The organism is Alicyclobacillus hesperidum subsp. aegles (assembly GCF_027923525.1).
GTDB lineage: Bacteria > Bacillota > Bacilli > Alicyclobacillales > Alicyclobacillaceae > Alicyclobacillus > Alicyclobacillus aegles.
Genome location: NZ_BSBJ01000008.1, coordinates 140,040 through 164,990, shown reverse-complemented (window position 1 = coordinate 164,990; position 24,951 = coordinate 140,040). Strand labels below are relative to the sequence as shown.

General features: G+C 54.7%; 23 protein-coding genes. 21 read left to right on the top strand and 2 right to left on the bottom strand.

The window, feature by feature from the left end; all coding sequences use genetic code 11:
• Positions 1 to 25 precede the first annotated feature (25 nt).
• The 5 genes from QMF38_RS07050 to hprK all read left to right on the top strand — a co-directional run bounded on the left by QMF38_RS07050 (position 26) and on the right by hprK (position 7,717).
• Positions 26 to 823, top strand: a complete 798-nt coding sequence (locus tag QMF38_RS07050; protein WP_058095243.1) for a flagellar motor protein — start codon at positions 26 to 28, stop codon at positions 821 to 823.
• On the top strand, positions 801 to 1,619 hold the full coding sequence (locus tag QMF38_RS07045) for a flagellar motor protein MotB (RefSeq protein ID WP_281759003.1): 819 nt from the start codon (positions 801 to 803) through the stop codon (positions 1,617 to 1,619). The genes QMF38_RS07050 and QMF38_RS07045 overlap by 23 nt, the downstream gene beginning before the upstream one ends.
• 203 nt (positions 1,620 to 1,822) lie before the next feature.
• Positions 1,823 to 3,820, top strand: coding sequence for an excinuclease ABC subunit UvrB (gene uvrB, locus QMF38_RS07040; RefSeq protein ID WP_006446531.1), 1,998 nt, complete (start codon positions 1,823 to 1,825; stop codon positions 3,818 to 3,820).
• A 30-nt stretch (positions 3,821 to 3,850) separates the two neighbouring features.
• Positions 3,851 to 6,715, top strand: coding sequence for an excinuclease ABC subunit UvrA (uvrA, locus tag QMF38_RS07035; protein ID WP_058095246.1), 2,865 nt, complete (start codon positions 3,851 to 3,853; stop codon positions 6,713 to 6,715).
• Positions 6,716 to 6,775: 60 nt separating this feature from the next.
• Positions 6,776 to 7,717, top strand: a complete 942-nt coding sequence (gene hprK / locus QMF38_RS07030; RefSeq protein WP_058095247.1) for an HPr(Ser) kinase/phosphatase — start codon at positions 6,776 to 6,778, stop codon at positions 7,715 to 7,717.
• Positions 7,718 to 7,749: 32 nt separating this feature from the next.
• Here hprK and argS read toward each other — a convergent pair whose 3' ends face one another.
• Positions 7,750 to 9,450: an arginine--tRNA ligase gene (argS, locus tag QMF38_RS07025; RefSeq protein WP_058095248.1), complete on the bottom strand. Its 1,701-nt coding sequence runs from the start codon at positions 9,448 to 9,450 to the stop codon at positions 7,750 to 7,752.
• 217 nt (positions 9,451 to 9,667) lie between these two features.
• Here argS and QMF38_RS07020 point away from each other — a divergent pair, with 217 nt between their 5' ends.
• The 8 genes from QMF38_RS07020 to QMF38_RS06985 all read left to right on the top strand — a co-directional run bounded on the left by QMF38_RS07020 (position 9,668) and on the right by QMF38_RS06985 (position 16,803).
• Positions 9,668 to 11,398: a tetratricopeptide repeat protein gene (locus QMF38_RS07020; RefSeq protein ID WP_281759002.1), complete on the top strand. Its 1,731-nt coding sequence runs from the start codon at positions 9,668 to 9,670 to the stop codon at positions 11,396 to 11,398.
• 290 nt (positions 11,399 to 11,688) lie between these two features.
• A complete protein-coding gene (locus QMF38_RS07015; RefSeq protein WP_232302334.1) occupies positions 11,689 to 12,210 on the top strand; it encodes an NUDIX domain-containing protein in 522 nt (173 codons plus the stop codon).
• Positions 12,207 to 13,073: an RNase adapter RapZ gene (rapZ, locus tag QMF38_RS07010; RefSeq protein WP_040289122.1), complete on the top strand. Its 867-nt coding sequence runs from the start codon at positions 12,207 to 12,209 to the stop codon at positions 13,071 to 13,073. The genes QMF38_RS07015 and rapZ overlap by 4 nt, the downstream gene beginning before the upstream one ends.
• Before the next feature lie 2 nt (positions 13,074 to 13,075).
• Positions 13,076 to 14,236: a gluconeogenesis factor YvcK family protein gene (locus tag QMF38_RS07005; protein WP_281759001.1), complete on the top strand. Its 1,161-nt coding sequence runs from the start codon at positions 13,076 to 13,078 to the stop codon at positions 14,234 to 14,236.
• 11 nt (positions 14,237 to 14,247) lie between these two features.
• On the top strand, positions 14,248 to 15,225 hold the full coding sequence (whiA, locus tag QMF38_RS07000; protein WP_058095252.1) for a DNA-binding protein WhiA: 978 nt from the start codon (positions 14,248 to 14,250) through the stop codon (positions 15,223 to 15,225).
• Positions 15,226 to 15,304: 79 nt separating this feature from the next.
• Entirely contained in the window at positions 15,305 to 15,568 is a 264-nt protein-coding gene (locus QMF38_RS06995; protein ID WP_198146686.1) for an HPr family phosphocarrier protein, read from the top strand.
• A 96-nt stretch (positions 15,569 to 15,664) separates the two neighbouring features.
• Positions 15,665 to 16,201: a hypothetical protein gene (locus QMF38_RS06990; protein ID WP_058095254.1), complete on the top strand. Its 537-nt coding sequence runs from the start codon at positions 15,665 to 15,667 to the stop codon at positions 16,199 to 16,201.
• Between the two features lie 86 nt (positions 16,202 to 16,287).
• On the top strand, positions 16,288 to 16,803 hold the full coding sequence (locus tag QMF38_RS06985) for a hypothetical protein (RefSeq protein WP_040289119.1): 516 nt from the start codon (positions 16,288 to 16,290) through the stop codon (positions 16,801 to 16,803).
• A 76-nt stretch (positions 16,804 to 16,879) separates the two neighbouring features.
• Here QMF38_RS06985 and QMF38_RS06980 read toward each other — a convergent pair whose 3' ends face one another.
• Entirely contained in the window at positions 16,880 to 17,107 is a 228-nt protein-coding gene (locus tag QMF38_RS06980; RefSeq protein ID WP_040289118.1) for a hypothetical protein, read from the bottom strand.
• Positions 17,108 to 17,258: 151 nt separating this feature from the next.
• Between QMF38_RS06980 and mutY the strand changes: the two genes are divergently transcribed.
• From mutY to QMF38_RS06940, 8 genes are all read left to right on the top strand, one after another.
• Positions 17,259 to 18,404: an A/G-specific adenine glycosylase gene (mutY, locus tag QMF38_RS06975; RefSeq protein WP_058095255.1), complete on the top strand. Its 1,146-nt coding sequence runs from the start codon at positions 17,259 to 17,261 to the stop codon at positions 18,402 to 18,404.
• Between the two features lie 38 nt (positions 18,405 to 18,442).
• Complete coding sequence (locus QMF38_RS06970; protein WP_058095256.1) at positions 18,443 to 19,096, top strand: Bax inhibitor-1/YccA family protein; 654 nt, start codon at positions 18,443 to 18,445, stop codon at positions 19,094 to 19,096.
• Between the two features lie 128 nt (positions 19,097 to 19,224).
• Positions 19,225 to 21,630: a leucine--tRNA ligase gene (gene leuS, locus QMF38_RS06965; protein WP_281759000.1), complete on the top strand. Its 2,406-nt coding sequence runs from the start codon at positions 19,225 to 19,227 to the stop codon at positions 21,628 to 21,630.
• A 58-nt stretch (positions 21,631 to 21,688) separates the two neighbouring features.
• Positions 21,689 to 22,387 carry a FadR/GntR family transcriptional regulator gene (locus QMF38_RS06960; RefSeq protein WP_232302335.1) on the top strand — a complete coding sequence of 233 codons (699 nt, stop codon included), beginning with the start codon at positions 21,689 to 21,691 and terminating at the stop codon, positions 22,385 to 22,387.
• 78 nt (positions 22,388 to 22,465) lie between these two features.
• Positions 22,466 to 22,891 (top strand): hypothetical protein, encoded by a 426-nt coding sequence (locus QMF38_RS06955; RefSeq protein ID WP_281758999.1) that lies wholly within the window; start codon positions 22,466 to 22,468, stop codon positions 22,889 to 22,891.
• A 242-nt stretch (positions 22,892 to 23,133) separates the two neighbouring features.
• Positions 23,134 to 23,328 (top strand): hypothetical protein, encoded by a 195-nt coding sequence (locus QMF38_RS06950; RefSeq protein WP_058095258.1) that lies wholly within the window; start codon positions 23,134 to 23,136, stop codon positions 23,326 to 23,328.
• 22 nt (positions 23,329 to 23,350) lie between these two features.
• On the top strand, positions 23,351 to 24,472 hold the full coding sequence (gene ytvI, locus QMF38_RS06945; RefSeq protein ID WP_198146688.1) for a sporulation integral membrane protein YtvI: 1,122 nt from the start codon (positions 23,351 to 23,353) through the stop codon (positions 24,470 to 24,472).
• Positions 24,473 to 24,949 (top strand): DUF402 domain-containing protein, encoded by a 477-nt coding sequence (locus tag QMF38_RS06940; protein WP_058095260.1) that lies wholly within the window; start codon positions 24,473 to 24,475, stop codon positions 24,947 to 24,949.
• The last annotated feature ends 2 nt before the right edge of the window (positions 24,950 to 24,951 follow it).

Genomic DNA, 24,951 nt, shown 5'->3' with positions numbered 1-24,951 from the left:
GTTGGCCGGAGGAGGAGGCGAGTGTATGGATCTCGCAACGATATTAGGTTTGGTGATTGCCGTCGTAGGCTTGGTCGGCGGCTATGTTTTGGACAAAGGGGCGCTCGGTGCGCTGATTCAGCCGCCGGCGATGTTGATTGTGTTTGGGGGCACGATTGGCGCGACTTTGCTTTCTAATAAAATGAAATCCTTTACGTCCATCATCCGTTACTTACGAATTGCGTTTATGGCCCCGAAGCGTGATCCCCACGCAACCATCGAACAGTTGGTCGACTTGGCGACAATGGCTCGTAGAGAAGGAATCCTTGCTTTGGAAGACCACGTCGATTCGTTTGAGGATCCGTTTATTCGCAATGGCATTCGCCTAATCGTTGACGGGATCGATCCGGAATTGGTCAAAGAGATGCTCGAGACGGAGATTTCCTACATTGAGCAGCGCCATGAAGTTGGTATCAATCTGTTTGAGTCAGCTGCAGGGTTTGCACCGACGATGGGCATTATCGGTACGGTTATGGGCCTGGTACACGTGCTTGGTAGCCTGAGCGATGTGAGTAAACTAGGACCCGAGATTGCCACAGCGTTTATCGCGACCTTATACGGTGTAGCCAGTGCAAACGTGTTTTGGATGCCAATAGGGAACAAGTTGCGTGTGCGTTCGCAGGAGGAAATTCTTGAACGCGAGATGAGTGTGGAAGGCATCTTGTCGATTCAGGCAGGCGAGAACCCAAATGTGTTGCGCCAGAAGTTGATGTCATTCCTGGCGGCTTCTGAGCGGATAGACAAGAAGGCGGGTGTCTCCAGTGGCGCGGCGCAAGAGGCCTAAAAAACACCAAAATCACGAGCGCTGGTTGGTTACGTATTCCGATTTGATCACGCTCTTGTTGGTTTTCTTTATCGTGATGTTTGCGATGTCGACCATTGATAAAACGCGGTTTGCGACGCTGGCTCAATCGTTGTATCAGGCGCTGCATCCCGGACAGCAGATTCCGCTCAATGGAATGGGGACGACCGCGTTGCTGAACAGCGGTGACCAGAACAACGGGACGCAGTTTCCCGACAACTTGACAGCCCCGAATGGCGCATCTAAGCAGAAAGCACAAAATCAATCGCAGTCGTCTTTGCAAGATCAGCAACAGCTGGACCAATTGTTTAAAGAGATACAGCAATATATCTCTGCACACCATTTGAATGGTGAAGTGCAGGTAGAAGATCAAGCACGCGGTGTGCAAATCACGATGCGTGACGTGGCGTTGTTTAACACGGGGCAAGCTGTGTTACTCCCTGGTGCACAACACATCATTTCGGGGTTTGTCCCATTTTTCAAACAAATTACCAATAGTATCGTGGTGGAAGGCTATACAGATACGCAGCCGATTGACACACCAATTTACCCGTCGAACTGGGAGTTATCAGCAGCTCGGGCGATGAGTGTTGTGCGGTTTTTGAGCAATCATGGGATCGATCCGACGCGGTTGGCGGGCATGGGATATGGACAATACCATAACGTCGCGCCAAATAATACGCCTGCAGGGCGTCAGGCAAACCGTCGAGTTAACATTGTCGTATTGCGAAAAGCGTACTCGCCGGGAACCGTACAGACACTGCCTGCTGGTAACTAAGCTGTGTGGCAGGCCGTGCTTGTAAACTCCTAAACTTTCCTGACTTCCCTCCGCAGTTCATTGAACAGGATTCCCCACTTCTTTATAATGAGATTCGATTGATGTGAATGGAATAATGCCGCTGGATAGGGAACGCTCGTTCCCTTTTTGGCGTTTCAGTGATATTGTGTACAGTGGCGAACGTATGTTTGTGGTCAGGGGGGATGGAAGTGCAGAACCTGCCGGGAAAATTTGAATTGGTATCAGACTATCGTCCGCAAGGTGATCAACCAGCAGCCATTGAGCAGTTGGTCGACGGTGTGGACAGCGGGTTGCGCCATCAGACGCTGCTCGGCGTTACCGGGTCAGGTAAGACGTTTACCATGGCCAATATTATTGCCGAGTTGAATCGGCCGACTCTTGTGATCGCCCACAACAAAACGCTGGCAGCGCAATTGGCAGCAGAGTTTCGAGCATTTTTTCCGAACAACGCAGTCGAGTATTTCGTCAGTTACTACGATTATTATCAGCCGGAGGCGTACATTCCATCCACAGATACCTATATCGAAAAAGATGCGAAGATCAACGATGAGATCGATAAAATGAGGCACTCCGCGACGGCTGCCATCCTCGAACGCAACGACGTGCTTGTGGTTGCCAGTGTGTCTGCGATTTATGGTCTTGGTAGTCCGCAAGAATATAGCCAGCATGTATTGTCGTTGCGCGTTGGGGCGACGATGGATCGCAACCAGATGTTACGGCGCTTAGTAGATATGCAGTACGAGCGCAACGACATCAATTTCATTCGCGGTACATTTCGCGTGCGTGGTGATGTTGTCGAGATTTTTCCGGCGTCCCGCGACGAGCATGCCATTCGGGTCGAACTGTTTGGCGACGAGATCGATCGCATTTCGGAAATCAACGTAGTCACAGGCGAAGTCGTGGCCAGGCGCAATCACTTCAGCATCTTCCCGGCCTCGCACTTTGTCACATCGCGGCCTCGATTGGAGGCGGCCATCGAGCGCATCCGTGAGGAGTTACGGGAGCGGCTGCACGAGTTGCGTTCGCAAGATAAGTTGCTTGAGGCACAACGGCTTGAACAGCGAACGATGTACGATATCGAGATGATGCTGGAGATGGGATTTTGCTCAGGCATTGAGAATTATTCCAGGCATCTGGAAGGCCGTGCTGCAGGCGAACCTCCGAACACGCTCCTCGATTATTTTCCGCCGGGCTTTTTGACGCTGATCGACGAGTCTCACGTCACCCTGCCACAAATTCGAGGGATGTATGGTGGTGACAGAACGCGTAAGCTGACGTTGATTGAACATGGCTTTCGGCTTCCGTCTGCGGCGGACAACCGCCCTTTGACGTTTGAGGAGTTCGAGCGAGCAGTCGGGCAGTGTATTTACGTCAGTGCAACGCCCGGGCCGTATGAGGAGGAGCACCAGCAGCGCATTGTCGAACAGATCATTCGCCCGACGGGATTACTCGATCCCATCATTCACGTCCGCCCAATTAAAGGCCAAATTGACGATCTCGTCGGCGAGATTCGCGACCGCATCCGCCGCGATGAGCGCGTACTCGTCACGACGCTGACCAAGAAGATGGCCGAGGATTTGACGGATTACCTCAAGGAGATTGGCATTAAAGTGCGGTATCTGCACTCTGATATCAAGACCATTGAGCGCATGGTGATTCTTCGCGATTTGCGCAAGGGCGCATTTGATGTCCTGGTTGGCATCAACCTGCTTCGCGAAGGCCTTGATTTGCCTGAGGTATCGCTCGTTGCCATTCTCGACGCTGATAAAGAAGGTTTTTTGCGCGCGCATCGGTCGCTCATTCAGACGATTGGACGCGCTGCTCGCAACGCCAACGGCACAGTCATTATGTATGCGGATCAAATTACAGATTCGATGCGGATCGCAATCGACGAGACAGAGCGACGTAGAGCCAAGCAGATTGCGTACAACGAAGAGCACGGCATCACGCCGACGACCGTTCGCAAAGCAGTCCGGGATGTCGTCGAGACGACGAAGGTAGCGGACACCCATGAGGAGTATGTAGCCGTCGCCGAACAGGCACAGGCTCTTAAAGGACGTGAACGCAAAGAGCTGATTGCCAAGCTGGAGCAGCAGATGCGTGAAGCGGCGAAGGCCTTGGAGTTTGAGCGCGCTGCGCAGTTGCGCGATATGATTGCCGAATTGATGGATGCATCGTGATCGCAAGCGTGGGAAGAAGGGAAGAACGAGATGCCTCAGGATTTCATCTACGTGCGCGGCGCACGTGCGCACAATTTGAAAAACATCGACGTCAAAATCCCGCGCGACAAGTTTGTGGTGATCACGGGACTGAGCGGATCGGGCAAGTCGTCGCTCGCGTTTGATACGATTTATGCCGAGGGACAGCGACGTTATGTCGAGTCGCTTTCCGCGTATGCACGACAGTTCCTCGGTCAGATGGACAAGCCGGATGTCGATGGTATCGATGGCCTATCGCCGGCCATTTCCATTGATCAGAAGACGACGAGCCGCAATCCGCGTTCGACAGTTGGCACGGTGACAGAAGTCTATGATTATTTGCGTTTGCTGTTTGCGCGGGTAGGGCGTCCCTACTGTCCGAATTGTCATATTCCCATCCAATCACAGACGGTCGAGCAAATGGTCGACCGCATTGTGAAGTTGCCTGAACGCACACGATTGCAGGTTTTGGCTCCCGTGGTGCGTGGGCGCAAGGGTGAGCATCAGAAGGTGTTTGAGCAGATGCGCAAGGCGGGCTATGTCCGTGTGCGCGTCGATGGCGAGGTTCGCGAGCTTGAAGATGACATTCAGTTGGAAAAAAACCGCAAGCACAGCATAGAAGTCGTGGTTGATCGCCTCGTCGTTCGCGATGATATTGCCAGTCGCTTAGCCGATTCATTGGAGGCTGCACTCGGGCTTTCGGGTGGCATTGTGTTGGTTGACGTGATCGACGGCGAGGAAATGTTGTTTAGCCAAAATGCGGCGTGTCCAAATTGTGGATTTTCCGTGGAGGAACTCGCGCCTCGCATGTTTTCGTTCAACAGTCCGTTTGGCGCGTGTGACACGTGTTTGGGCCTGGGCGTCAATATGGAGGTGGACGAGCAGCTGGTGGTGCCCAACCCGGCGCTCAGTATTGAAGAGGGCGCTATCGTTCCATGGGCGGGTTCCTTTTCAAACTATTATCCAGAGCTATTACGGGCCGCCTGCCAATCGTTCGGGATCGATGTTACGGTGCCGGTCGCAGAGTTGCCAGACGAAGCGTTGCATAAGTTGCTCTATGGCAACGGGGAAACGATACGCTTCGCTTATGAAAACGACTTTGGTCAGCACAAGACGGCACAGATTCCGTTTGAGGGTGTCATTCCGAACTTGGAGCGGCGCCATCGGGAGACGGCTTCAGATTCCATTCGTGAGTTTATCGAGTCGTTTATGAGCGCGAAGCCCTGTCCGGCCTGTCACGGCAAGCGGTTGAAGCCGCAGAGCCTGGCGGTCCTCATCGGGGGCAGAAATATTGCAGATGTCACCGAAATGTCTGTAGGGGATGCGTTAGCATTCTTCGGCGATTTGACACTATCCGAAAAGGAAATGCATATTGCTCGCCAAATTTTAAAGGAGATTGAGAGTCGGCTCGGCTTCTTGCGCGATGTGGGATTGGATTACCTGACGTTGGCGCGCTCGGCCGGGACACTGTCAGGCGGTGAAGCGCAGCGCATTCGTCTTGCGACACAGCTTGGATCGTCACTGATGGGCGTTCTCTACATTTTGGACGAGCCCAGCATCGGCCTACATCAGCGCGACAATGAGCGTCTAATCCGGACGTTGGAGCATATGCGCGATCTCGGTAACACCTTGATTGTCGTCGAGCACGACGAGGACACCATGCTGGCGGCCGATTACATCATCGACATGGGCAAGGGTGCCGGCATTCATGGCGGCGAAGTGGTGAGTCAGGGGACGCCCGCTGAGGTCATGCGCGATCCCAATTCTGTGACCGGCCAGTTTTTGTCGGGACGCCGTTTCATTCCGGTGCCGGATGAGCGCAGGCGGCCTGGGGATCGATGGTTGGTGGTGAAAGGGGCTCGCGAAAACAACCTTAAGGGTATCGATGTCAAAATACCTATTGGTGTGTTCACATGTGTGACAGGCGTCTCGGGGTCGGGCAAGTCGACATTGGTCAATGAGATTTTACACAAAGCCTTGGCACGCGACCTCAACCGAGCGCGCGTGCGACCCGGTGCCCACGATGCCATTACAGGGTTGGAGCATTTGGACAAGGTCGTCGATATCGACCAATCGCCCATCGGTCGTACACCGCGATCCAATCCCGCGACGTATACAGGGGTGTTTGACGACATCCGTGACTTATTTGCCTCGACGAACGAAGCAAAGATGCGAGGATACAAAAAGGGCCGCTTCTCATTTAACGTTCGCGGTGGGCGCTGCGAGGCGTGCAAGGGTGACGGCATCATTAAAATCGAGATGCACTTTTTGCCTGACGTCTACGTTCCGTGTGAGGTGTGCAAGGGCAAGCGATACAACCGTGAGACGCTCGAGGTCCGATTTAAAGGCAAAAATATCGCGGAAGTGCTCGATATGACAGTGGAGGATGCGTGCACGTTTTTCGAAAATATTCCGCGCATCCAGCGCCGGTTACAGACACTAATGGACGTGGGGCTCGGTTATATCCGTTTGGGGCAACCAGCGACCACATTGTCTGGAGGCGAGGCGCAGCGCGTGAAATTGGCCTCAGAGTTACACCGTCGAAGCACTGGACGCACGTTGTACATTCTCGACGAGCCTACGACAGGACTGCATGTCGCTGACATTGAGCGGCTATTGACCGTGCTGCATCGTCTCGTTGACAATGGGGACACAGTGCTCATCATCGAACACAATTTGGATGTCATCAAAACGGCCGATTATTTGATCGATCTTGGGCCGGAAGGTGGCAGCCGCGGTGGTCAGTTGGTGGCAGAAGGCACTCCGGAAGCGGTGTGTGCTGTCCCAGCATCTCATACAGGGCGCTTTCTTGGTCCCATCCTCGAGCGCGATCGCGCACGTATGGATAAATTGCGCAATGCGGCCGTACGGTCGTAGGTTGATGGCTTTACCGACACGGCGGGACGGGTCTAGTTGTGGTGAAAAGGAGGGTGTCTTTTGGGGCAACCGCGTGGTGTGAGCGTTCGGCAGTTGGTCAAGGATCTCGATCTCCGCGTTTTTAATGACGATGCGGATTTGGATAAGATGATTTATACGCGCGACATCAATCGGCCGGGGTTGGCGTTGGCAGGCTATCTTCGCTATCATCCTGCCGAGCGCGTGCAAATCCTCGGGCGAACGGAGCTCTCGTTTTTGCGCGGAATGAATGAAAAGGAAAAAGCGTTGCGCGTTTTTGCGTTCTGCTCCTATCAACAGACGCCTTGCATCTTGATCACGCGGGGTGATACGCCGCCACCTGTGTTGCTTGCCGAAGCTACATCCAAGCACATCCCGGTGTTGGGCACCAATATGGTGACGACACGTCTGACGGCCGCCATCTCAAACTATTTGGAAGAGCGTTTGGCACCGGAGACCCTGCAGCACGGTGTGCTTGTCGACGTGTACGGAATTGGCATTTTGATCACGGGATCGAGCGGCATCGGCAAGAGTGAGACGGGGTTGGAACTCATCAAGCGCGGGCATCGTTTGGTTGCCGACGATGCTGTGGTCATCCGCCAAATTTCAGATGAAAGCTTGGTTGGTAGTGCGCCGCCGCTTTTGCAACATTTGCTTGAGATTCGTGGACTTGGCGTGCTGAACGCCATGACACTATTCGGGGCAGGTGCGGTGCGCACACACAAACGCATCTCCATGGTCATTCACCTTGAGGCTTGGCGCGAGAATCACGCGTACGACCGCCTTGGCATCGATATGGAGACGATGAAAATTCTCGATCTCGAGGTACCAAAAGTGACGGTGCCTGTACGGCCCGGGCGTAACCTGGCCGTTATTGTCGAAGTGGCGGCGATGAACTTCCGCTTAAAGGGAATGGGCTTAGACGCGGCGAAGGCGTTTACGCAAGAATTGGAGCAGGTGATTGCATCACAGACCGGAATCTAAGGATAAGGCGGTGGGAGAGCCCACCGCCTTTTTTACATCTCTTGTGGAGCGTCAAGGCCAATCAGGTAGAGCGCCTTGGCGATGACATTGCGCGTTGCCTGAGTGAGGGCGAGGCGTGCCGCGCGCAGCGGATCGTCCGCTTGGAGAATGGGGTTGTTGTGGTAAAAACGGTTGAATGCGTGGCAGACGTGCAGGACATAGCGCGCCATGACCGATGGATCAAACTCGTCGACCGCTCGCGCTAAAGCTTCTCCGGCTTGTGCCAAGCGCAGGATGAGCGCCCACTCGACGTCGTCTGGCTGCACCTCTGTCGGCCAGTTCAAAGGCTTTGCATCGGTTCCTGCCTTGCGCAACACGCTGCAAGCGCGTGCATGCGTGTATTGGACATATGGACCCGTTTCGCCGTCAAAGTTGAGCACGTCTTCGTAACGGAAATCGACTTCGTGAATGCGATAGGTCTTCAGATCGTTAAAAATGACAGCACCGACGCCAACACTGCGAGCCACACCGTCTTGATCGGCCAAGTTCGGATTTTTTTCCTGAATGATCCGTCTGGCTTCTTCAATAGCCTTGTTCAGTACGTCTTCGAGATACACAACATGGCCGCGGCGTGTGGAAAGGCGTTCACCGTTAAACTTCATCAGGCCGAACGCGACGTGTGTACAACGTTTGGCATAGTCGCGTCCAAGCAACTCTAAGACCTTAAATACCTGCTGGAAGTGCAATTTCTGTTCTGCCCCGACCACGTAGACGAGTGTGTCCGCCCCAAGCACGCGATGGCGATAGTCGGCAGCAGCGAGATCGCGCGTTGCATAAATGGAAGTTCCGTCCGACTTCTTGATGATGCAAGGAGGCATATCGTAGGCAGATAGATCGACGACTTCGGCGCCATCGTCTTCGACAAGCAACCCTTTGGCCCGTAATTCGTCGACAATTGCGTCCATCTTGTCGTTGTAAAAGCTCTCGCCAAGGTAGTGGTCAAACTCGACGCCGAGCGTCTTGTACGTCTCTTGAAAGGCGCGCAGGCTCTCGTCAATAAACCAGCGCCACAGTCGATTTGCCTGCTCGTCTCCCTCTTCCAGTTGCTTAAACCAATATCGTCCTTCGTCTTCAAGCTCTGGATGCTCACGTGCCTCTTCGTGGAAACGAACATACAGCTTAAACAGTTCTCGCACTGGGTTCTTGCGTACGGTTTCTTCGTCGCCCCACTTGAGGTAGGCGGCAATATTTTTACCGAATTGGGTGCCCCAGTCACCGAGATGGTTGACACCTTCTACCCGATATCCATCCTCGCGCATGAGGCGGACGATGGCCTGTCCGATGATGGTGGAACGCAGGTGGCCAACGCCGAAGGGCTTCGCGATGTTGGGTGCCGAATAATCGACGGCAACGGTATGCCCTGTGCCGCGTTCCTCAGAGAATAAATCGTGCACAGACCGAAGGGCTCGGTCCACGATACCAAGGGCATATGTCGAGCGCTCCAAAGTCAGGTTGAGGTATCCCCCCTGGGCGTTCGCATTGCCGATACCGTCTACGCCGGCGAGCTTGTCCGCCAATTCGGATGCGATTAACGCCGGATTTTTCCGCAGTTGTTTGGCGAACTGGAAACATGGCAATGCGAGATCGCCAAGCTCTGGGTTTGGTGGGTATTCAATCAGGTTGACAACGTCCGCTGCGGGAAATCCTGTGTGATCTGCGACCGCAGTGGCAATTGCATGCTTAATGGATTTCACGTCAATCCCCCTGTGCTTTCGCTCAAAGCTGATTCTTCATTATACCACATGGGCGAATTTCTTGAGGTACTTCGCCAACCGGTCTCTGATGTGGTATACTTTTTCCACCAGTTCACATAATCTTTGTCCTTGCGGTTGGTTCAGCAGCAATCCGGCTTGTCAACGCAGGGCCGTTTCGCAGACAACGGACAGCGTTGCAGGAGGTGCGTATGGACGTATGGACACACGTCATTATCGCCAAGATTCGTCCGACCGTCGATCCAACGTGATTGCGATGGAATTTGACGCATCGTACTTCTTTGAGCGCGGCGTTCGCTTTTTGCAGCGCAACGACTTGCCGCGAGCGCTCAGGGCGTTTCGTAAAACAGTCGAATATGAACCGGACAATCCTGTGAACTATTGCAACCTTGCAGGCGTCCTGTCCGAGATGGGCGACTTTGAGGCATCGAATCAGGTACTGCAGCACGTCTTGAACCACCTGGATCCGAATATGGCTGAGTGCCAGTTTTACCTTGCCAACAACTATGCAAACATGGGGCAGTACGATACCGCTGAAGAATACGTACTGCGTTATCTCGATATGGATCCGAACGGCGAATATGCCGCCGATGCGGAGGAAATGTTGGACATCTTAGTGGATGAGTTTGGCGGCGGGCGAGTTCTTCAGAAATGGCAAGAAGAGAAAGAAAAGCTCGATAACTTATCTGCGGTAAAGGATGGCCGCTACTTTCTAGAAAATGGACAGTTTGAGGCCGCTGTCGAATGGCTCGAACAAGTTGTACAGGAAGATCCAGGGCATTTAGCAGCGTGTAACAATTTGTGTCTGGCCTATTATTACACTGGGCAGCATGACAAGGCGCTCAGGATGGTTGAAGAGGTTTTAGAACGGCAGCCGGACAACCTGCATGCGCTTTGCAATCGTGCTCTTTTGCTAAAGCACTACGGGGCAGAAGACGCTTTGGCGGTGGCGGCAGAGCCGTTGACGAAAGTGTTTTCTCTAAACCCCGATATTGCCATGAAAATTGGTACAACGCTTGGCATTATCGGTTGGCATCGCGAGGCGATGGTGGCATTTCGCAGACTGCTACACGTTGCACAATTGGATGATCCCATCCTGCTTCATGCCATCGCGGCGGCTGCCGCCAACTGTGGCGAGTGGGCGACGGCAGAGCGCTACTGGTTGTTGCTCAAGCGCCATCGCGATTATCGACACGTAGCGGAATACTATTTGGAGCGCTTGATGACCGTTCGAACGGGTGAAAGTCTCGGTTTCCGGGTCGGATATCAGCTCGACTTGCCTATCGAAGCTCAGTTGGCAGAAGTTAAAGACAGGCTAAAGTCGTCGGCTCCGGACGAGTGGCGGCGCGACCCGCTTTTGCGTGCCTCGCTCTATTGGGGGTTGCGTCACGGCAATCATGAGACGCGGCGGCGCGTCATTCGCGCACTCGCCGTTGTCGCGGACAGCGATGCGGAAAAGGCCCTGCGGCTATTCCTGGGGCGCTCTGATATCGATGACACTTTGCGCCTTTATGCTGTCGTTGCTCTTAAACGCATGGGGGCGAAGGGCAGGTTGAAGGTCTGGCAGGGTGGAACCCTGCAGGAAATTTCGCTTGACGACATCAGTTCGGATGTCATTCTCAACCTGAACCCGCAGTGGCGTTACGTCTCAGAGCGTGTATGTCAGTGGTTATCGACGAAAAGCCTCGAAAGATTAATTGTAGAGGCTAAACGGGTATGGAACATGTACTTGTACGACATGTTTCTACATGCAAACCGCCGGATCAGCAAACCTGATATTTGGGTGGCAAGTGTTCTTTATATCGTCTTGCGGTATTACGGAGTTCCGGTGATACAAAGGGAATTGGCTGCAGAATTCAGCGTGTCGCCATCGTCCATACGCAAGTGCAGCGCTCGCTTGGAACAAATATTGCTCAAACTTGGCGTTTGACAGCCTTGATGGCAGGTGGTCGTGAGGAGACCGGCGTTGCTCGGATTGGACGTCGAACGGGCAGCGATGGCAGCACTAAAATGTTTGCTGGTCATCGAAATTTCACGTCGCTGTAACACGATTGAAACATGAAGCCCTTATGATGAAACCGTAGCACATTTGACCCCCTTTTGATATAAAGCTTTTGGCGCCCGGTTCGGGCGCCCCTTTTTTTGCCCCGGGTATTCTACCCTGGTATACTTCGGCACGGAAATGCTATGCTTTTCACAAGTGAGGTGGACGCCTTGCAAGTGATTGTGAACTGTTATGTTCCTTGGGAACACGGGTTTGTCATGTTGTGCAAGCCGCGGCGCGGTTGGTGGTATTTGCCGGGGGGCAAGGTGGAAGAACACGAGTTATGGCGGCTGGCCGCCATGCGCGAATTTGCAGAAGAGACGGGAATCACGCTGACGGATGCCGCATTGCGAGGGATATATCAGGTTCGAATTGCAGGTGGTCCCGATGAGGAGCCAAAGCATCGGCTCATTGCACAGTTTGTCGGGTACGGCGCGAGTGGGGTTTTGTTGTCACAACACAGGGAAGGAAAGCTCGCCGTCGTGCGACCGGATGAAATGCTCGGCTTGCCGATGGATGAAGGCGATCGACTAATGTTAAAGCGCACCATTGCGGCCGAATATCAAGGCGATAAGCGCGTCTTTTTCGGCCGCTTCGAATATGACGTTCAACACAAGTTGCTCGCCTGTGAGATGGATCCCGCCAATTATGAGTTCGATCCGCCGTTTGGGGCAGCGCAAGAGGGGGATGCGATGTGACAAGCCGCTTGCAAACGGTCGTATTGACCGGCATGTCCGGCGCAGGTAAGTCGGTCGCCATGCAGGCGTTTGAAGACTTTGGCTTCTTCTGTGTCGACAATTTGCCGCCTGCCCTTATTCCGCGCTTGCTCGACATGGCCGAACACGCATCCGGCAGGCTGGCGAAGATGGCGTTCGGGTGCGATCTGCGCGGAGGCGAGTTGTTTGAACCTCTTTTACAGACGCTCAAGGCGATCCGCGAGCGCAAGGACGCTGAAGTTCAACTGGTGTTCCTCGATGCCGACGACGCGACACTGGTCCGTCGCTACAAAGAATCGCGCCGCCGGCATCCGCTTGCGCAAGGCGCTCGTCTACTGGAGAGCATTCAGGAGGAGCGCGTGGCCTTAGCGGCAGTACGCCAGGCGGCCGACGCCGTGATCGACACGAGTCAACTGACGGCCAATCAACTTAAGCAGGAGCTTGGCAGACGTTTCGTCGAGCGAGTCATGCGTTTGCCTGTCCATGTCATGTCGTTCGGCTTCAAGTACGGGGTGCCGCTGGACGCGGATATGGTATTGGACGTTCGTTTTTTGCCAAATCCACACTACATCGATGGGCTGCGTCCGTACACCGGCGAGGACGATCCGGTGTATCAATACGTGATGCAGTGGCCAGCGACGCAGGAGTTCCTTAAAAAGACCGAAGACATGCTCGACTTTTTGATTCCCGAATACCAGCGTGAAGGGAAGAGTCACTTGGTCGTCGGCATCGGGTGCACGGGTGGCAAGCATAGATCCGTTGCCATTGCTAAACACATCGCCAACCACCTCGCGCAGGCGGCCGATGTCGAGCTCACGCATCGCGATTTTCGGCGGGAGGGTTGAGCATGCGACAGTGGTGGCTATTGGCATGGACCATCGCCTGCTTTGGCATTGGTATCTTGGCTGGCGTGGTCCGCTTGGCGCACTGGCCGCATGCGACGATGCTGGGTCTGGCCGTGTTATTGGCGGCCGTACTGTTGCTGGCCTTTGGCTGGTGGTCGGATATGCGGCAGTCGCGTCGGCGCCAGCGCTGGCAAGAGCGGCGCCTGAAAATCGTCGCCATCGGCGGCGGTACTGGTTTGTCTACCATCTTGCGTGGTTTGAAGGAATATCAGGTTGAATTGACGGCGGTCGTGACGGTTGCGGATGACGGGGGGAGTTCGGGGCGATTGCGCGACGACTTCGCCATGCCGCCACCGGGTGATATCCGCAATTGTCTCGTTGCCCTGGCAGACACCGAGCCGCTTTTGGAGCGCTTGCTACAGTTTCGATTCCCAGCCGGACAGGGGCTTGAAGGGCACAGTTTCGGCAATTTGTTTCTCGCCGCCATGACGCACATCATGGGCGACTTCGAATCTGCGATCCGGGAGACAAGTCGGGTTTTGGCAGTGCGTGGCAAGGTCCTGCCCGCTGTGCGCGAGGACGTTCGCTTGCGAGCTCATTTGGCGGATGGTAGCGTGATCGAGGGGGAATCGAAGATCCCGGAGGCCGGTGGCCGCATCGAACTGTTGGAACTCGTTCCAAGGGATCTTGAACCGCTGCCAGATGTCTTGAGCGCGATCGCGTCGGCGGACGCCATCGTCGTCGGCCCGGGAAGTCTTTACACAAGCGTGCTGCCAAATTTGCTGGTTCCGGGCATTGCCGATGCCATTGCGGGCAGTAGCGCACGTAAGATTTACGTTTGTAACGTCATGACGCAACGTGGCGAAACGGACGATCTCTCTGCTTCAAGCCACGTCAAGGCGATTTATAAGCACATTGGCAAGCCTTTGTTCGACTATGTGCTTGTCAATGCAGCTCCGCTTCCCGAGGAAGCATTGCAACAGTATCAGCAGCAGATGAGCTACCCAGTGCGTGTGGATATTGAAGAATTGAATCGACTGGGGCTCAAGGTGATCGCGCGCGATTTTGTGCATTATGCGACTTATGCCCGTCACGACAGTCGCAAGATCGCCGAACAAATCGTCAGCTTGCTCGGCTATGAGCGAGACACCAGGCGAGAATAGGAGACACGCGTATGTCGTTTGCCGCAGAGACCAAAAAAGAACTCACGCAATTGACGTCCGATGCGGCGGCATCGCGTTTTGAATTGATGGCCATCCTTGCTCTGGGGGCCATGTTTAAGACTTTTGATGGGCGAAGCGAACTCGCGATCGAAACGGAAAATGTGGCGACTGCTCGGCGAATTTACACATCGCTCAAGGATCTCTTCCACGTTCGCCCGGAAGTCGTCGTGCGCAAGAAGATGAGGTTGAAGAAGAACCATGTCTACACGGTACGTTTGCCGCGGGTGCAGGCGGAAGCGGTACTCTCGGATTTGGGGTATCGCGGTTCTTATGAGGAGGGGCCTCTGTCGGCAGCCTGGGATCTTCCGCCTGTGGATGAGTTGCGGCGCGCGTTTCTGCGGGGCGCATTTTTGGCTGGTGGTTCCGTCAATGCCCCTGGCAGCTCCTCGTATCACTTGGAGATCTATGCCCCATCGCGCGACTTGGCACATTGGGTGCACGAGTTGATGAACGTATACGAGTTGCACGCGCGGATGACCAATCGGAAAAAGGGTTACATCGTGTACATCAAGGAAGTCGAGAAAATTGTGGACTTCTTGAACATTATCGGCGCGGTGCGAGCCTTATTGCAGTTTGAGGATAGAAGGATTTTAAAGGGTATGCGCAATCAGGTAAATCGCTTGGTCAATTGCGAGACTGCCAACATGAACAAGACGATTTCCGCTGCGGTTCGCCAATTGGAGCATATTCGCTGGATTGAGCAGACAATTGGCCTCGATAGCCTGCCGGAGCATCTGCGGGAGGTGGCGGACATCCGGTTGCGTCACCCGGAGGCCAACTTGCAGGAGCTGAGCAAGCTTCTCAATGGTCGCGTTACCAAGTCTGGGTTGAATCACCGCTTTCGTAAATTAGAAGAGATTGCGTTGCAACATCGAGATCGTTCAAACATTGGACAACGGACTGTCAACGATTCGTCAGATTTGGTCTAGAAACGCCCCTGTAACCGCTATCGAGTGGGCCTTGGCGCGTGTTATACTCAAAACAAATCATGAGAAACTGGTGATGAAGATGGTGGAAAAAGAAACCACTGTGCGTTTGCAAGGAGGTTTGTTCGCTCGCGCGGCTGCAAAGTTTGTGCAGGAGGCAACGACGTTCAAATCGGAAATTTTTATTGAAAAAGACGGTCGTGCCGTCAATGCCAAAAGCATCATGGGTGTCATGTCGCTGGCTATTGCATCCGGGCAGAAGGTGGTTTTGCGGGCTAACGGTTCGGATGAAGAGACGGCTGTTGAGCAACTGAGCCAGCTGATTGAGTCGGATCAACTGTTTTAAACGCTCCTTACTCTCCGCTGCTTTCCTCCTCGCCCCGTTCTGTTCCGAGCGGCTTGTTCATATTCATAGTCGTGAAGGAAGCATGGGGGTGAGTCCATGCAATCACGCATGAATCTTGGGCGCCGCCGCCGCATTCCCATATGGATCATGGCTGTACTGGGTGCGCTGGTATTGCTTTTTATGTTTGAGGCGTATCGGTTGGTTATGCCTTTTGTCTCCCGCAATCCGCTGTATCACGAGGTCAACTTCGGACAAACCGTGATCGACAACTGGGAATACGAGGGTGAAAACGAAGAGGGTTACCTGGAATTTTACAATCCAACTACGGGTGGCCATTCAATGTTGCCACCGAGTGCAAAGTTGTTTGGCGCCGACGGCAAATGGGTTGTCATTGAGCACGCTGATGCCGCATCGCTCACCTATGCGGAACCGCTGGAGAGCGCGCCACCATACTGGTATTTGATCATGCTAGCCATGATTGGAGGCGGCTTTTGGTGGATGATGCATCGACGTCGAGCGTTGCGTAAAAAGCGTATGTATTTGCGGGGGACGCGCAAAGAAACCATACATGTGCCGACGGTCAAGCGGCGTCCAAAGCGATTTCGCGCAAAATCTTCGCGCAGGTTGTGGTAAAGGACGGCAGCCTTGGCTTTGTGTTTTCCGCAACTCATGGTAGTCTATATGGAAAAGCGGATTTCACGGAGTCAGGAGGGGCGTGTGTGGCGCTTCGAGCAGGCCGCGTCCAGCAGATACATAAACGGGAAGAGCGCGGGATCGACCGATCGAATGAGCCGTTCACCATCGACAAGTTCTTTCGGCGCCCGGGGTTGGTCGTCGTGGAACGCCCCGCTTTTGAGCACGGCTACAGCAATCACATGCGCGAAATTTATCCGCAGTGGGGGATTGCCGTAAGCACGTGCATGGATCAAGGGGTTCCCGTTAAGCATCCGCGGCTTCGGTTTGATCACTATGTCGATCTCGTCAAGGTTTGGGAAGACCAAGAATACATATACGTTGAGGATATGTATGTGGACGTGCTGTTGTACGAACGGTCGTACTACCATATCATCGATCTCGAGGAATTTGGCGAAGCGTTGTTCACACGGCAGGTCAGTATGGCTGAAGCGCGCCGGGTGTTGGACAACACGCAAAGGTTTGTAGACAGCTTTAAACGCAGTCGGCTATCGTATCAGGTTTGGAAACATAAGTATGGCATTCATCGCCGCTACCCTTGACTGAACATTGCTCGTCGGCGCCGTTCCATCTGGAAACGGCGCATCGACGAACCAGCAGAGCGATGGTTACCCGAATTTACTCCTGGATTTCGCTCATCACTTCCTGAGCGATTTCCATCGCACTGCTGTTATTGCTTTGGGAGCCGCTATTCCTGCCTTGGACTTGGCGCACTGCTTCCCACGCGGCGATGCCGACACTCGCGCCAATCAGCAGGGCGGTCATCGTGCCGACGCCATTGCCGCGACGGCGCGGCATCATGCGCTGGCGCGCCATGCCCGTCATTGCGTTCATCACATTCCACATGGACAGCACCCCCCAAAACGTATTGTGTCCGCAATCCGACACAGTATGAACGAGCAAACTGGAATCCTCGGTTGTTTTCACCGCCGCGAAGTTGACTTCTGGCTTATCCGATGTGTCGAAATGTAAATTGCGCGAGAACGGGAGGTTTGGCATGCACTCGGCGGAAAGCTTGGCTGATTTCGCTCATACACTAGTGGCGTGGTATCGCGTTAACGCCCGCAAGTTACCGTGGCGTGAAACCACGGATCCGTACCGCATTCTGGTCAGCGAGACCATGCTGCAACAGACGCGGGTCGAAACCGTAATTCCGTATTATCAACGCTTTGTTGAGGCTTATCCAAACGCCGGCGCGCTCGCGGATGCGGCCGAGGATGACGTGATGAAACTGTGGGAGGGGCTTGGTTATTACCGTCGCGCCCGCAATCTGCACCAGGCGATGCAAGTCGTCCGGGATGCCTATGGCGGTGTGATTCCGGATGATGCCGACGCTGTTCGCGCCTTGCCGGGTGTCGGCCCATACACGGCAGGTGCGGTGATGAGTATCGCGTTTAACCGTCCGCAGCCCGCTGTAGACGGCAATGTATTGCGCGTCATGGCCCGCTTCCTATCTATCGCCCATCCCGTTGACCTGCCCGCGACCAAGCGTACGATCACCGATGCGGTCGATCTCGCCATCCATACGGAGGAGCCACGCTTGTTCACACAGGCGTTGATGGAACTCGGCGCACTGGTTTGCGTCCCGCGCCGTCCACGTTGCGAGATGTGTCCTGTCGCGGCGGCTTGTCGGGGACGGCAACAGGGCACGGCACCGGAATTGCCGTTGAAAACGCCGAAAAAAGCCCGCCGCAAGGTCACGGTTGTGGCACTCTGGATTGAGCGGGACGGGGCTTTACTCGCCGAGCGTCGCACGGACGACGGCTTGCTGGCGGGAATGTGGCAACTGCCGATGGTTGAACTGCCGGACGATCCGCCGTATAGCGCAGACCAGTTATATCTTGCGGCCCGCACACGATTGCATAAACTCGCAATCGGCAATACCATAGAGGAGGACGTGTCGTCTGTTGCCGAAAAGCCCGCGGCAGTGGATTTTGTGATTGCGGCGGAAGCAAGGCACGTCTTTACGCACCTAGAATGGCGGGTTGTCGTTGTACGGCCTGTTGGGTATCATCAGGTACACATCGCAAGTCAATCTGACGATGCGATGTGGGTTCCACGCGGCGAACTGTCCAAGCTTGTGTGGCCTAAAGTCTATCAAACGCTTCTCTCACAGCTGCTTCATGGCTTGCCCGTTCTTTAGGGGACGATGAATGGAGAAGGTTAAAGGAGGACATCGGCATGCAGCAGACCTATACGATTACGCAAAATCGCCTGTTGGGACGTGTGTTTTTAGGCCTGTTTGGCACATTGTTGACGGCTTTGGTCGGCGTGCTGGCTGGCACGCAACTACCCATGGGTTTGATACCCGTGCTTAGCCTCGTCGAACTTGGGATGATTATCTACGCGATGTTCCGGCAGCGCACGCGTGCCATCGGTTTTCCGTTTGTGTATCTCTTCACCTTCATTTCTGGCATCACACTGTGGCCCATCATCAGCTATTACGCGGTTGGTCTTGGTGTCGGTATCGTGATCAAAGCGCTGGCCGTAACGGCTGGTGCGTTCCTTGTCGCGTCGTTTGTGGCAACGCGTTCGTCGATGGATTTTTCGTTCCTCGGTGGCTTTTTGTTCATCGGAATGCTGGCTTTGCTCTTGATGGGTATCGTGTCTATTTTTACAGGGTTTTCATCGGTGGCAAGCCTCATTTACGCGTTTCTCGGCGTTGCCATCTTCGTCGGCTATGTGTTGTTTGACGTCAATCGCCTGGCGCAGTACGGCGTGGCAGAACAACACGTGCCGTGGATGGTGCTCTCGCTGTACTTGGACTTCGTCAACCTGTTCCTGTTCATCCTGCGCCTGATGGGGATTATGGGCGGATCGTCCGACCGCCGTTAAGTTGACGAAATCGACATCAACAGACCCGGCCTGGCGCCGTAGGGAACTCTCGTCCTATAATACGGACGAGAGTTTTTTGTCAGAATGCGGCCATGTGGTCGCCGACGCACCTAACAGGGGGACAAGACATGGAATACAAGCCACAGGAAATTGAACGCAAGTGGAAGGAACGGTGGCGGGAGACGGGCGTACATCGCGCTCACGGCAAAAGCGGCAAGCCGAAGTACTACTGCCTCGATATGTTTCCCTATCCGTCCGGCAACGGCCTGCACGTTGGCCACTGGCGGGGTTACACAATTTCCGACGTATGGAGTCGATATAAGCGGCTGCATGGATATGAAATTCTGCACCCGATGGGTTGGGACGCGTTTGGCCTGCCGGCTGAGAACTATGCGATTCAAAACGGCATTCATCCGCGCATCGCAACGGAGCGCAACATCGCAAACTTTAAGCGCCAGCTCGAAGAGATTGGCGCGATGTACGACTGGGAGCGCGAGGTCAACACGACTGACCCGTCGTTTTATCGTTGGACCCAGTACTTTTTTGTCAAAATGTTTGAACGCGGGCTGGCATATCGCAAGAAGATGCCCATCAACTGGTGCCCAAGTTGTAAGACGGGACTTGCCAACGAGGAGGTCGTCGAAGGCAAGTGCGAGCGCTGTGGAGCTGAAGTGACCAAGCGCGAAATGGATCAATGGATGCTGAAAATCACGGCATATGCGGATCGCTTGCTGGACGATTTGGACAAGCTCGACTGGCCGGAGCACGTCAAGCGCATGCAACGAGCGTGGATCGGACGCAGCGAGGGAGCGCGCATTCGCTTTCAGTTGGTCGATCGCGATGGCGAGATCGAAGTGTTTTCGACGCGGCCGGACACCATCTACGGTGCAACGTATATGGTGTTGGCACCGGAGCATCCGCTCGTGCAGAGCATTACTACACCTGCACAGCGCGCGGCCGTCGAGGCGTATATCGAGGAGGCTCTGCGCAAGTCGAATGTCGAGCGGCAAGTTGTCGATAAGACGAAGACCGGCGTTTTCACGGGCGCGTATGTCCAACATCCCTTGCTTGACCGCAAGTTGCCGGTATGGATTGCCGATTACGTGCTGATGGATTACGGCACAGGTGCCATTATGGCCGTACCTGCGCACGATGAGCGGGACTACGAATTCGCGAAGCAGTTTCAACTTGACATCATTCCGGTCGTGAAGCCTTTAGCAGGCGAGGCGGAAGAACTGTACACGGGCGATGGCGTCATGTGTAACTCCGGCCCACTCGACGGCCAAACAGTGGCCGAGGCAAAAAAGGCGGCCATCGATTTGCTTGCGCAAACGGGGCATGCGGAAGCGGCCGTCACCTATCGTCTGCGCGACTGGGTGTTTGCCCGTCAGCGGTATTGGGGCGAGCCCATCCCGATTGTACATTGCCCAAAGTGTGGTGCGGTTGCGGTGCCGGAAGATCAGTTGCCGGTTACCTTGCCTGACGTGGAGCGCTACGAGCCGACGGGCACCGGTGAATCGCCGCTTGCGGCCATTCCGTCATTTGTTCATACGACCTGCCCGAAGTGTGGCGGTCCGGCTGAGCGCGAAACCGACACCATGCCGCAGTGGGCTGGTTCTTGCTGGTACTTTTTGCGGTATGCCGATCCACATAACGACAAGGCACCTTTCTCGAAGGAGGCCATCGATTATTGGCTGCCCGTCGACATGTACATCGGCGGTGTCGAGCACGCGGTGTTGCACCTTTTGTATTCGCGTTTTTACGTCAAGTTCATCTACGATCTCGGACTTATTCAGTTCGATGAGCCGTTCCAACGCCTTTTCACGCAAGGCATGATCACACTGAACGGGGCGAAGATGAGCAAATCGAAGGGGAACGTCGTCAACCCCGATGACATCATCGCAGCCTACGGTGTCGACGCGTTGCGCATGTATGAGATGTTTGTCGGCCCTCCGGAAGACGAAGCGGAGTGGAGCACCAACGGCTTGGAGGGGGTCGCCCGTTTCCTCAGCCGCACATACAAGCTGGTCACCGCCCATGCCGCGAACCCATCTCGCGAACGCCCGGCACTCACGAAGTTGCGTCATCGCTTCGTCGCCTCGTTGACTGAGCGCATGGAAGGTTTTCGCTTTAACACAGCAGTTAGCGCGTTTATGGAGTACGTCAATGCTCTGAGCAGTGAAGCGAAAGACGGCATTGACCGGGCGTCGCTGGAAACTTTGACGGTCGCCATCGCGCCGTTTGCGCCACACCTGGGCGAGGAGATGTGGTCGCTATTAGGTCACAGCTCGTCCGTCTTTGACGCAACTTGGCCGACGTATGACGAAGCGTGGCTCAAGGATGACGAAGTTGAGATTGCCGTGCAAGTGAACGGGCGCGTTCGGGCGCGCTTGACCGTGGCTGCCGATATTGGTCAAGAAGACGCCATCGAGCAGGCAAAGACCTTGCCGGAACTGGCTGAGTGGGTCGAAGGCAAAGAGATCGTCAAGCAGATTTACGTGCCAGGGCGGTTGGTCAACATCGTCGTGCGCTGACGGCGCACGCAGTTTTCGGGCTGCGCAATGGCCAGGGCAAGTGTAGGGAGGTGGCAGCGTGGACGGCAGAACCCCAAAGAAGCTGTATATGCAGATTGCCGACGATATGCGTCGGATGATCGAGCAAGGCTTGTTTCAACCTGGGGAAAAGCTGCCCACGTTGCAGGCATTGGCAGCGCAGTTCGGCTGTAGTCGCGCCACAGTTCGCGAGGCGCTTGGGGCGCTGCGCGGGCAGGGACTGGTTGAATTTCGACACGGCAATGGCACGTATGTGCGTACGGCATCGGTCGAGATGTGGATGCAGCCTCTCGATGCTGCAATCCTTCTCGGCTTGGACGAGGTGCGCGATCTGGTCGAATTGCAGACTGCCGTGCTCGCCGGCATTGCGCACGCTGCAGCGAAGCGACGAGGCGGATCGGACTATTCGGCGCTCGCTCGCGCTTTATTTGAACTTGAGTCCTCGGGGCGGCACAGTGAGCACCGCATCGCCAGTGAACTGCACTTTTATTCTGTACTGGCCGAGTGTGCCGCCAACCGTGTGCTCGAAAATGCGTTTCGCGTCTTGCAAGAGGCCTTGCGCAGCAGCTTGCGCGTGCTTAACCCGAAGCTCGATCTCGGTCTACGCACGTGTCGCTCCATTTATGATGCGGTGCAAATGGAACGTCCTGACTTGGCACGTGAAGTCGTGTATGCATATGGCGAGGAACTGTTGCGTGCGATTCAGCTGAAAAAACGGACGCCCAAATCGGCGTTCTGAGGTTCTGTTCGCCGCCGTTTCATGTTATACTGTTGATGAAAGCGCTATCAACAACGTGCTTCTGAAAGGTTGATTTACGTGATACAAAAAATGCTGGTGGCTGCTTGCTCGGAAGAGGATCGACTGTTGATCGAACGCGCTCTTGGCGCAGGCATCGACGTGCGAGTACTCACTTGCTTTGAAGACGTTCATCATAAGGTGCGAGCTTGGTACCCCAACCGCACCATGTTAGTTCCAGCTCATAAAGCGACTGTAAAAGCGGCTGTACAAAGTGCGCAGTTGGACATCGCGATCGTCCGTGACATGAACGATGCCATTCGGTCGGCACTGCTGATTCAGACCTTGCGCGAGGCGGGCGTGCCACAGGTGATTGTCATTTGTAAGGATGAGTCGCGCGCGCAGATGTACCGTCGTTGTGGGGCAAACAATGTTGTGGTGGTAGATCGCCGGGAAGACGCGTGGGATCGCATCATGCCGTACCTGCATCTGCATGTCCCCGCGTAATGGTAGACGACGGGCCGCAGGGCTAGACGCGTCTGTGGCCTGAACAACGGGTCCATCGCGAGCGAGATGAGCGCAGCGCGAATCGTTCGCTCATCATTGGTATCATTCTGACTCCTCTTCAATAAGGCACCCCAAACATGAGCTTGGTGATTCCCTTCCTTCTCTGCACGCGCGAGGTCTTATGGTATGATGAAAACATCAAATGACTTGTTGGTCTCTATAACACAATTGGGGGGAACGTCATGTCTGTTCCCGTGCGTCTGATGTTTTTTGGTATTGCATTGTTCACGATGGCCTTGTTAGCCGCTGGTGCGACGCTCATGGCCGTAGGGCATCATGGATGGCTCTCAGCCTTGAGCTACGTGATTGGCATACTACTTGCTGGCGTTGGCTTTATGTTGCGTCGCCGGTTTATCAAACCCACAGCCGCCGAATAAAGGAGCGCTTTGCTTGCAAGGGATGGGACGCGAAGTGCAACTGCGCCGCTATTTGTGGCGCGCCCTTGAAGTCTGCATCATGCTCGCGTTTATCGCGGCCATCGCACTGACGCTGGCGTACCTCATGCAGTACATTTTGCCGTTTGTGATTGGCTGGATTTTTGCCATCCTGCTCATCCCCGTCGTGCGATTGTGTGAGCGTCGGGGTATGCGACGGCTGACGTCGGTACTCAGCGTCATGACCGTTGCGGTTGTGGTTGCGCTGGCGATTTCCGTCGGTATCATCATCGGCACGCTGCGCGAAGCCACATCGTTTTTAACGCATAGTCAATGGTTCTTAAAAGCGGAATTGTTTCAGTTGGAACAGCGTCTTGATGGTACGCAACCTCTCTACGGCCAATTGCCGCCGCAGGTAAGTAGTGCGGTGCAATCTGCGGTTACGCAGTTCGTGCACGGACTGGAAGGTAGCGTCCATAAGTTCGTCACATCGCTCATCTCCATTGTTACGCATTTACCTGACACGTTGTTTATCTTTGTGATTTCTGTCGTCACCGCGTTTTTTATCTTGCTACGGCGTGAACGCATGCTTGCATCTTTCTACCGCTTACTTCCGCCCGGTTGGGCCCCAAAAGTCAACGTCGTTTTTACGGACATGGAACGCGCGTTTCTTGGTACCATCCGCGTACAGTTCATCCTCATGTGTCTATCTGCGTTTCTTGGGGTCATCGGCATGTACATCTTGCGTTTTCCGTATGCTGTCCTGCTCGGCATTTTATTTGGGTTGACCGGTTTGGTTCCCATTGTCGGATCGGCGTTGCTCACGGTGCCATGGGCTGTTGGGGCGCTGGTCATGGGCGATACGGCGACGGCGGTGAAGGTGCTCGCATTACAAGTCGTCATCTCTCTCATTAGGCATGCTATCGAGCCGAAGATTCTCGCGGAAAGCGTTGGCTTGGACACCTTGACGACGCTATTCGGATTGTATGTGGGTTTGAAGGTGTTGGGCGTGATCGGACTATTCATTGGCCCCATCGTTTTAATTGGAGCGAAAGGCCTTTTGCGTACGCGCCTATTCGTCGATTTCCTACCACATGAGTCGGAGCGGAGCGAGAAAGTTGACGGTGGTGCGGGAGGGGATGGTTAAGTGCGCTTCATCAGTTTGCGTTATGATGGTCAACTCCATCGCGTATGGCAACGCGTCGAAGCGGTAAACATCCCGGGCTGCTACTTCATTCCGGCTGGTGCAACCGTACGGGAACGCGATGGCACGACGTGGAGTTCGGATTACCCCGTTGCCGCGCTATTTTGGCCCGGCGTGTTTTACCAAGTTTTTGTACTTCTCAAACCGGAAGTTACCGATTACTATGCCAACGTGATTACGCCGGCAATCTTCGGGTCCGACGTGGTATTTATCGATCTCGATTTGGACGTGCGCGTAGAGAATCATCTCGTTTCACTGGTGGATATGGACGAGTTTACGCGGCGTAGTCACTTCTATCCACAGAGTTGGCGGGACGAAGCTATGGCGGCAGCTGAACGGTTGTTCGCGATGGCGGAAAAGCGCAGTGGACCGTTTCGGCCCGCACTCGCTGCCGCGCTGCGGGCCAAACTTTGTAGATGATA

Excerpts from the sequence above, each read along its gene's own strand:
- leuS (WP_281759000.1), top strand. The coding sequence starts at position 19,225 with ATGGAATACAAGCCACAGGAAATTGAACGCAAGTGGAAGGAACGGTGG.
- QMF38_RS06950 (WP_058095258.1), top strand. The coding sequence starts at position 23,134 with ATGTCTGTTCCCGTGCGTCTGATGTTTTTTGGTATTGCATTGTTCACG.
- QMF38_RS07005 (WP_281759001.1), top strand. The coding sequence starts at position 13,076 with ATGCGACAGTGGTGGCTATTGGCATGGACCATCGCCTGCTTTGGCATT.
- QMF38_RS07050 (WP_058095243.1), top strand. The coding sequence starts at position 26 with ATGGATCTCGCAACGATATTAGGTTTGGTGATTGCCGTCGTAGGCTTG.
- ytvI (WP_198146688.1), top strand. The coding sequence starts at position 23,351 with ATGGGACGCGAAGTGCAACTGCGCCGCTATTTGTGGCGCGCCCTTGAA.
- QMF38_RS06990 (WP_058095254.1), top strand. The coding sequence starts at position 15,665 with ATGCAATCACGCATGAATCTTGGGCGCCGCCGCCGCATTCCCATATGG.
- QMF38_RS06995 (WP_198146686.1), top strand. The coding sequence starts at position 15,305 with ATGGTGGAAAAAGAAACCACTGTGCGTTTGCAAGGAGGTTTGTTCGCT.
- whiA (WP_058095252.1), top strand. The coding sequence starts at position 14,248 with ATGTCGTTTGCCGCAGAGACCAAAAAAGAACTCACGCAATTGACGTCC.
- QMF38_RS06970 (WP_058095256.1), top strand. The coding sequence starts at position 18,443 with ATGCAGCAGACCTATACGATTACGCAAAATCGCCTGTTGGGACGTGTG.
- uvrA (WP_058095246.1), top strand. The coding sequence starts at position 3,851 with ATGCCTCAGGATTTCATCTACGTGCGCGGCGCACGTGCGCACAATTTG.
- uvrB (WP_006446531.1), top strand. The coding sequence starts at position 1,823 with ATGGAAGTGCAGAACCTGCCGGGAAAATTTGAATTGGTATCAGACTAT.
- mutY (WP_058095255.1), top strand. The coding sequence starts at position 17,259 with ATGCACTCGGCGGAAAGCTTGGCTGATTTCGCTCATACACTAGTGGCG.
- QMF38_RS07020 (WP_281759002.1), top strand. The coding sequence starts at position 9,668 with ATGGACACACGTCATTATCGCCAAGATTCGTCCGACCGTCGATCCAAC.
- QMF38_RS06980 (WP_040289118.1), bottom strand. The coding sequence starts at position 17,107 with ATGTGGAATGTGATGAACGCAATGACGGGCATGGCGCGCCAGCGCATG.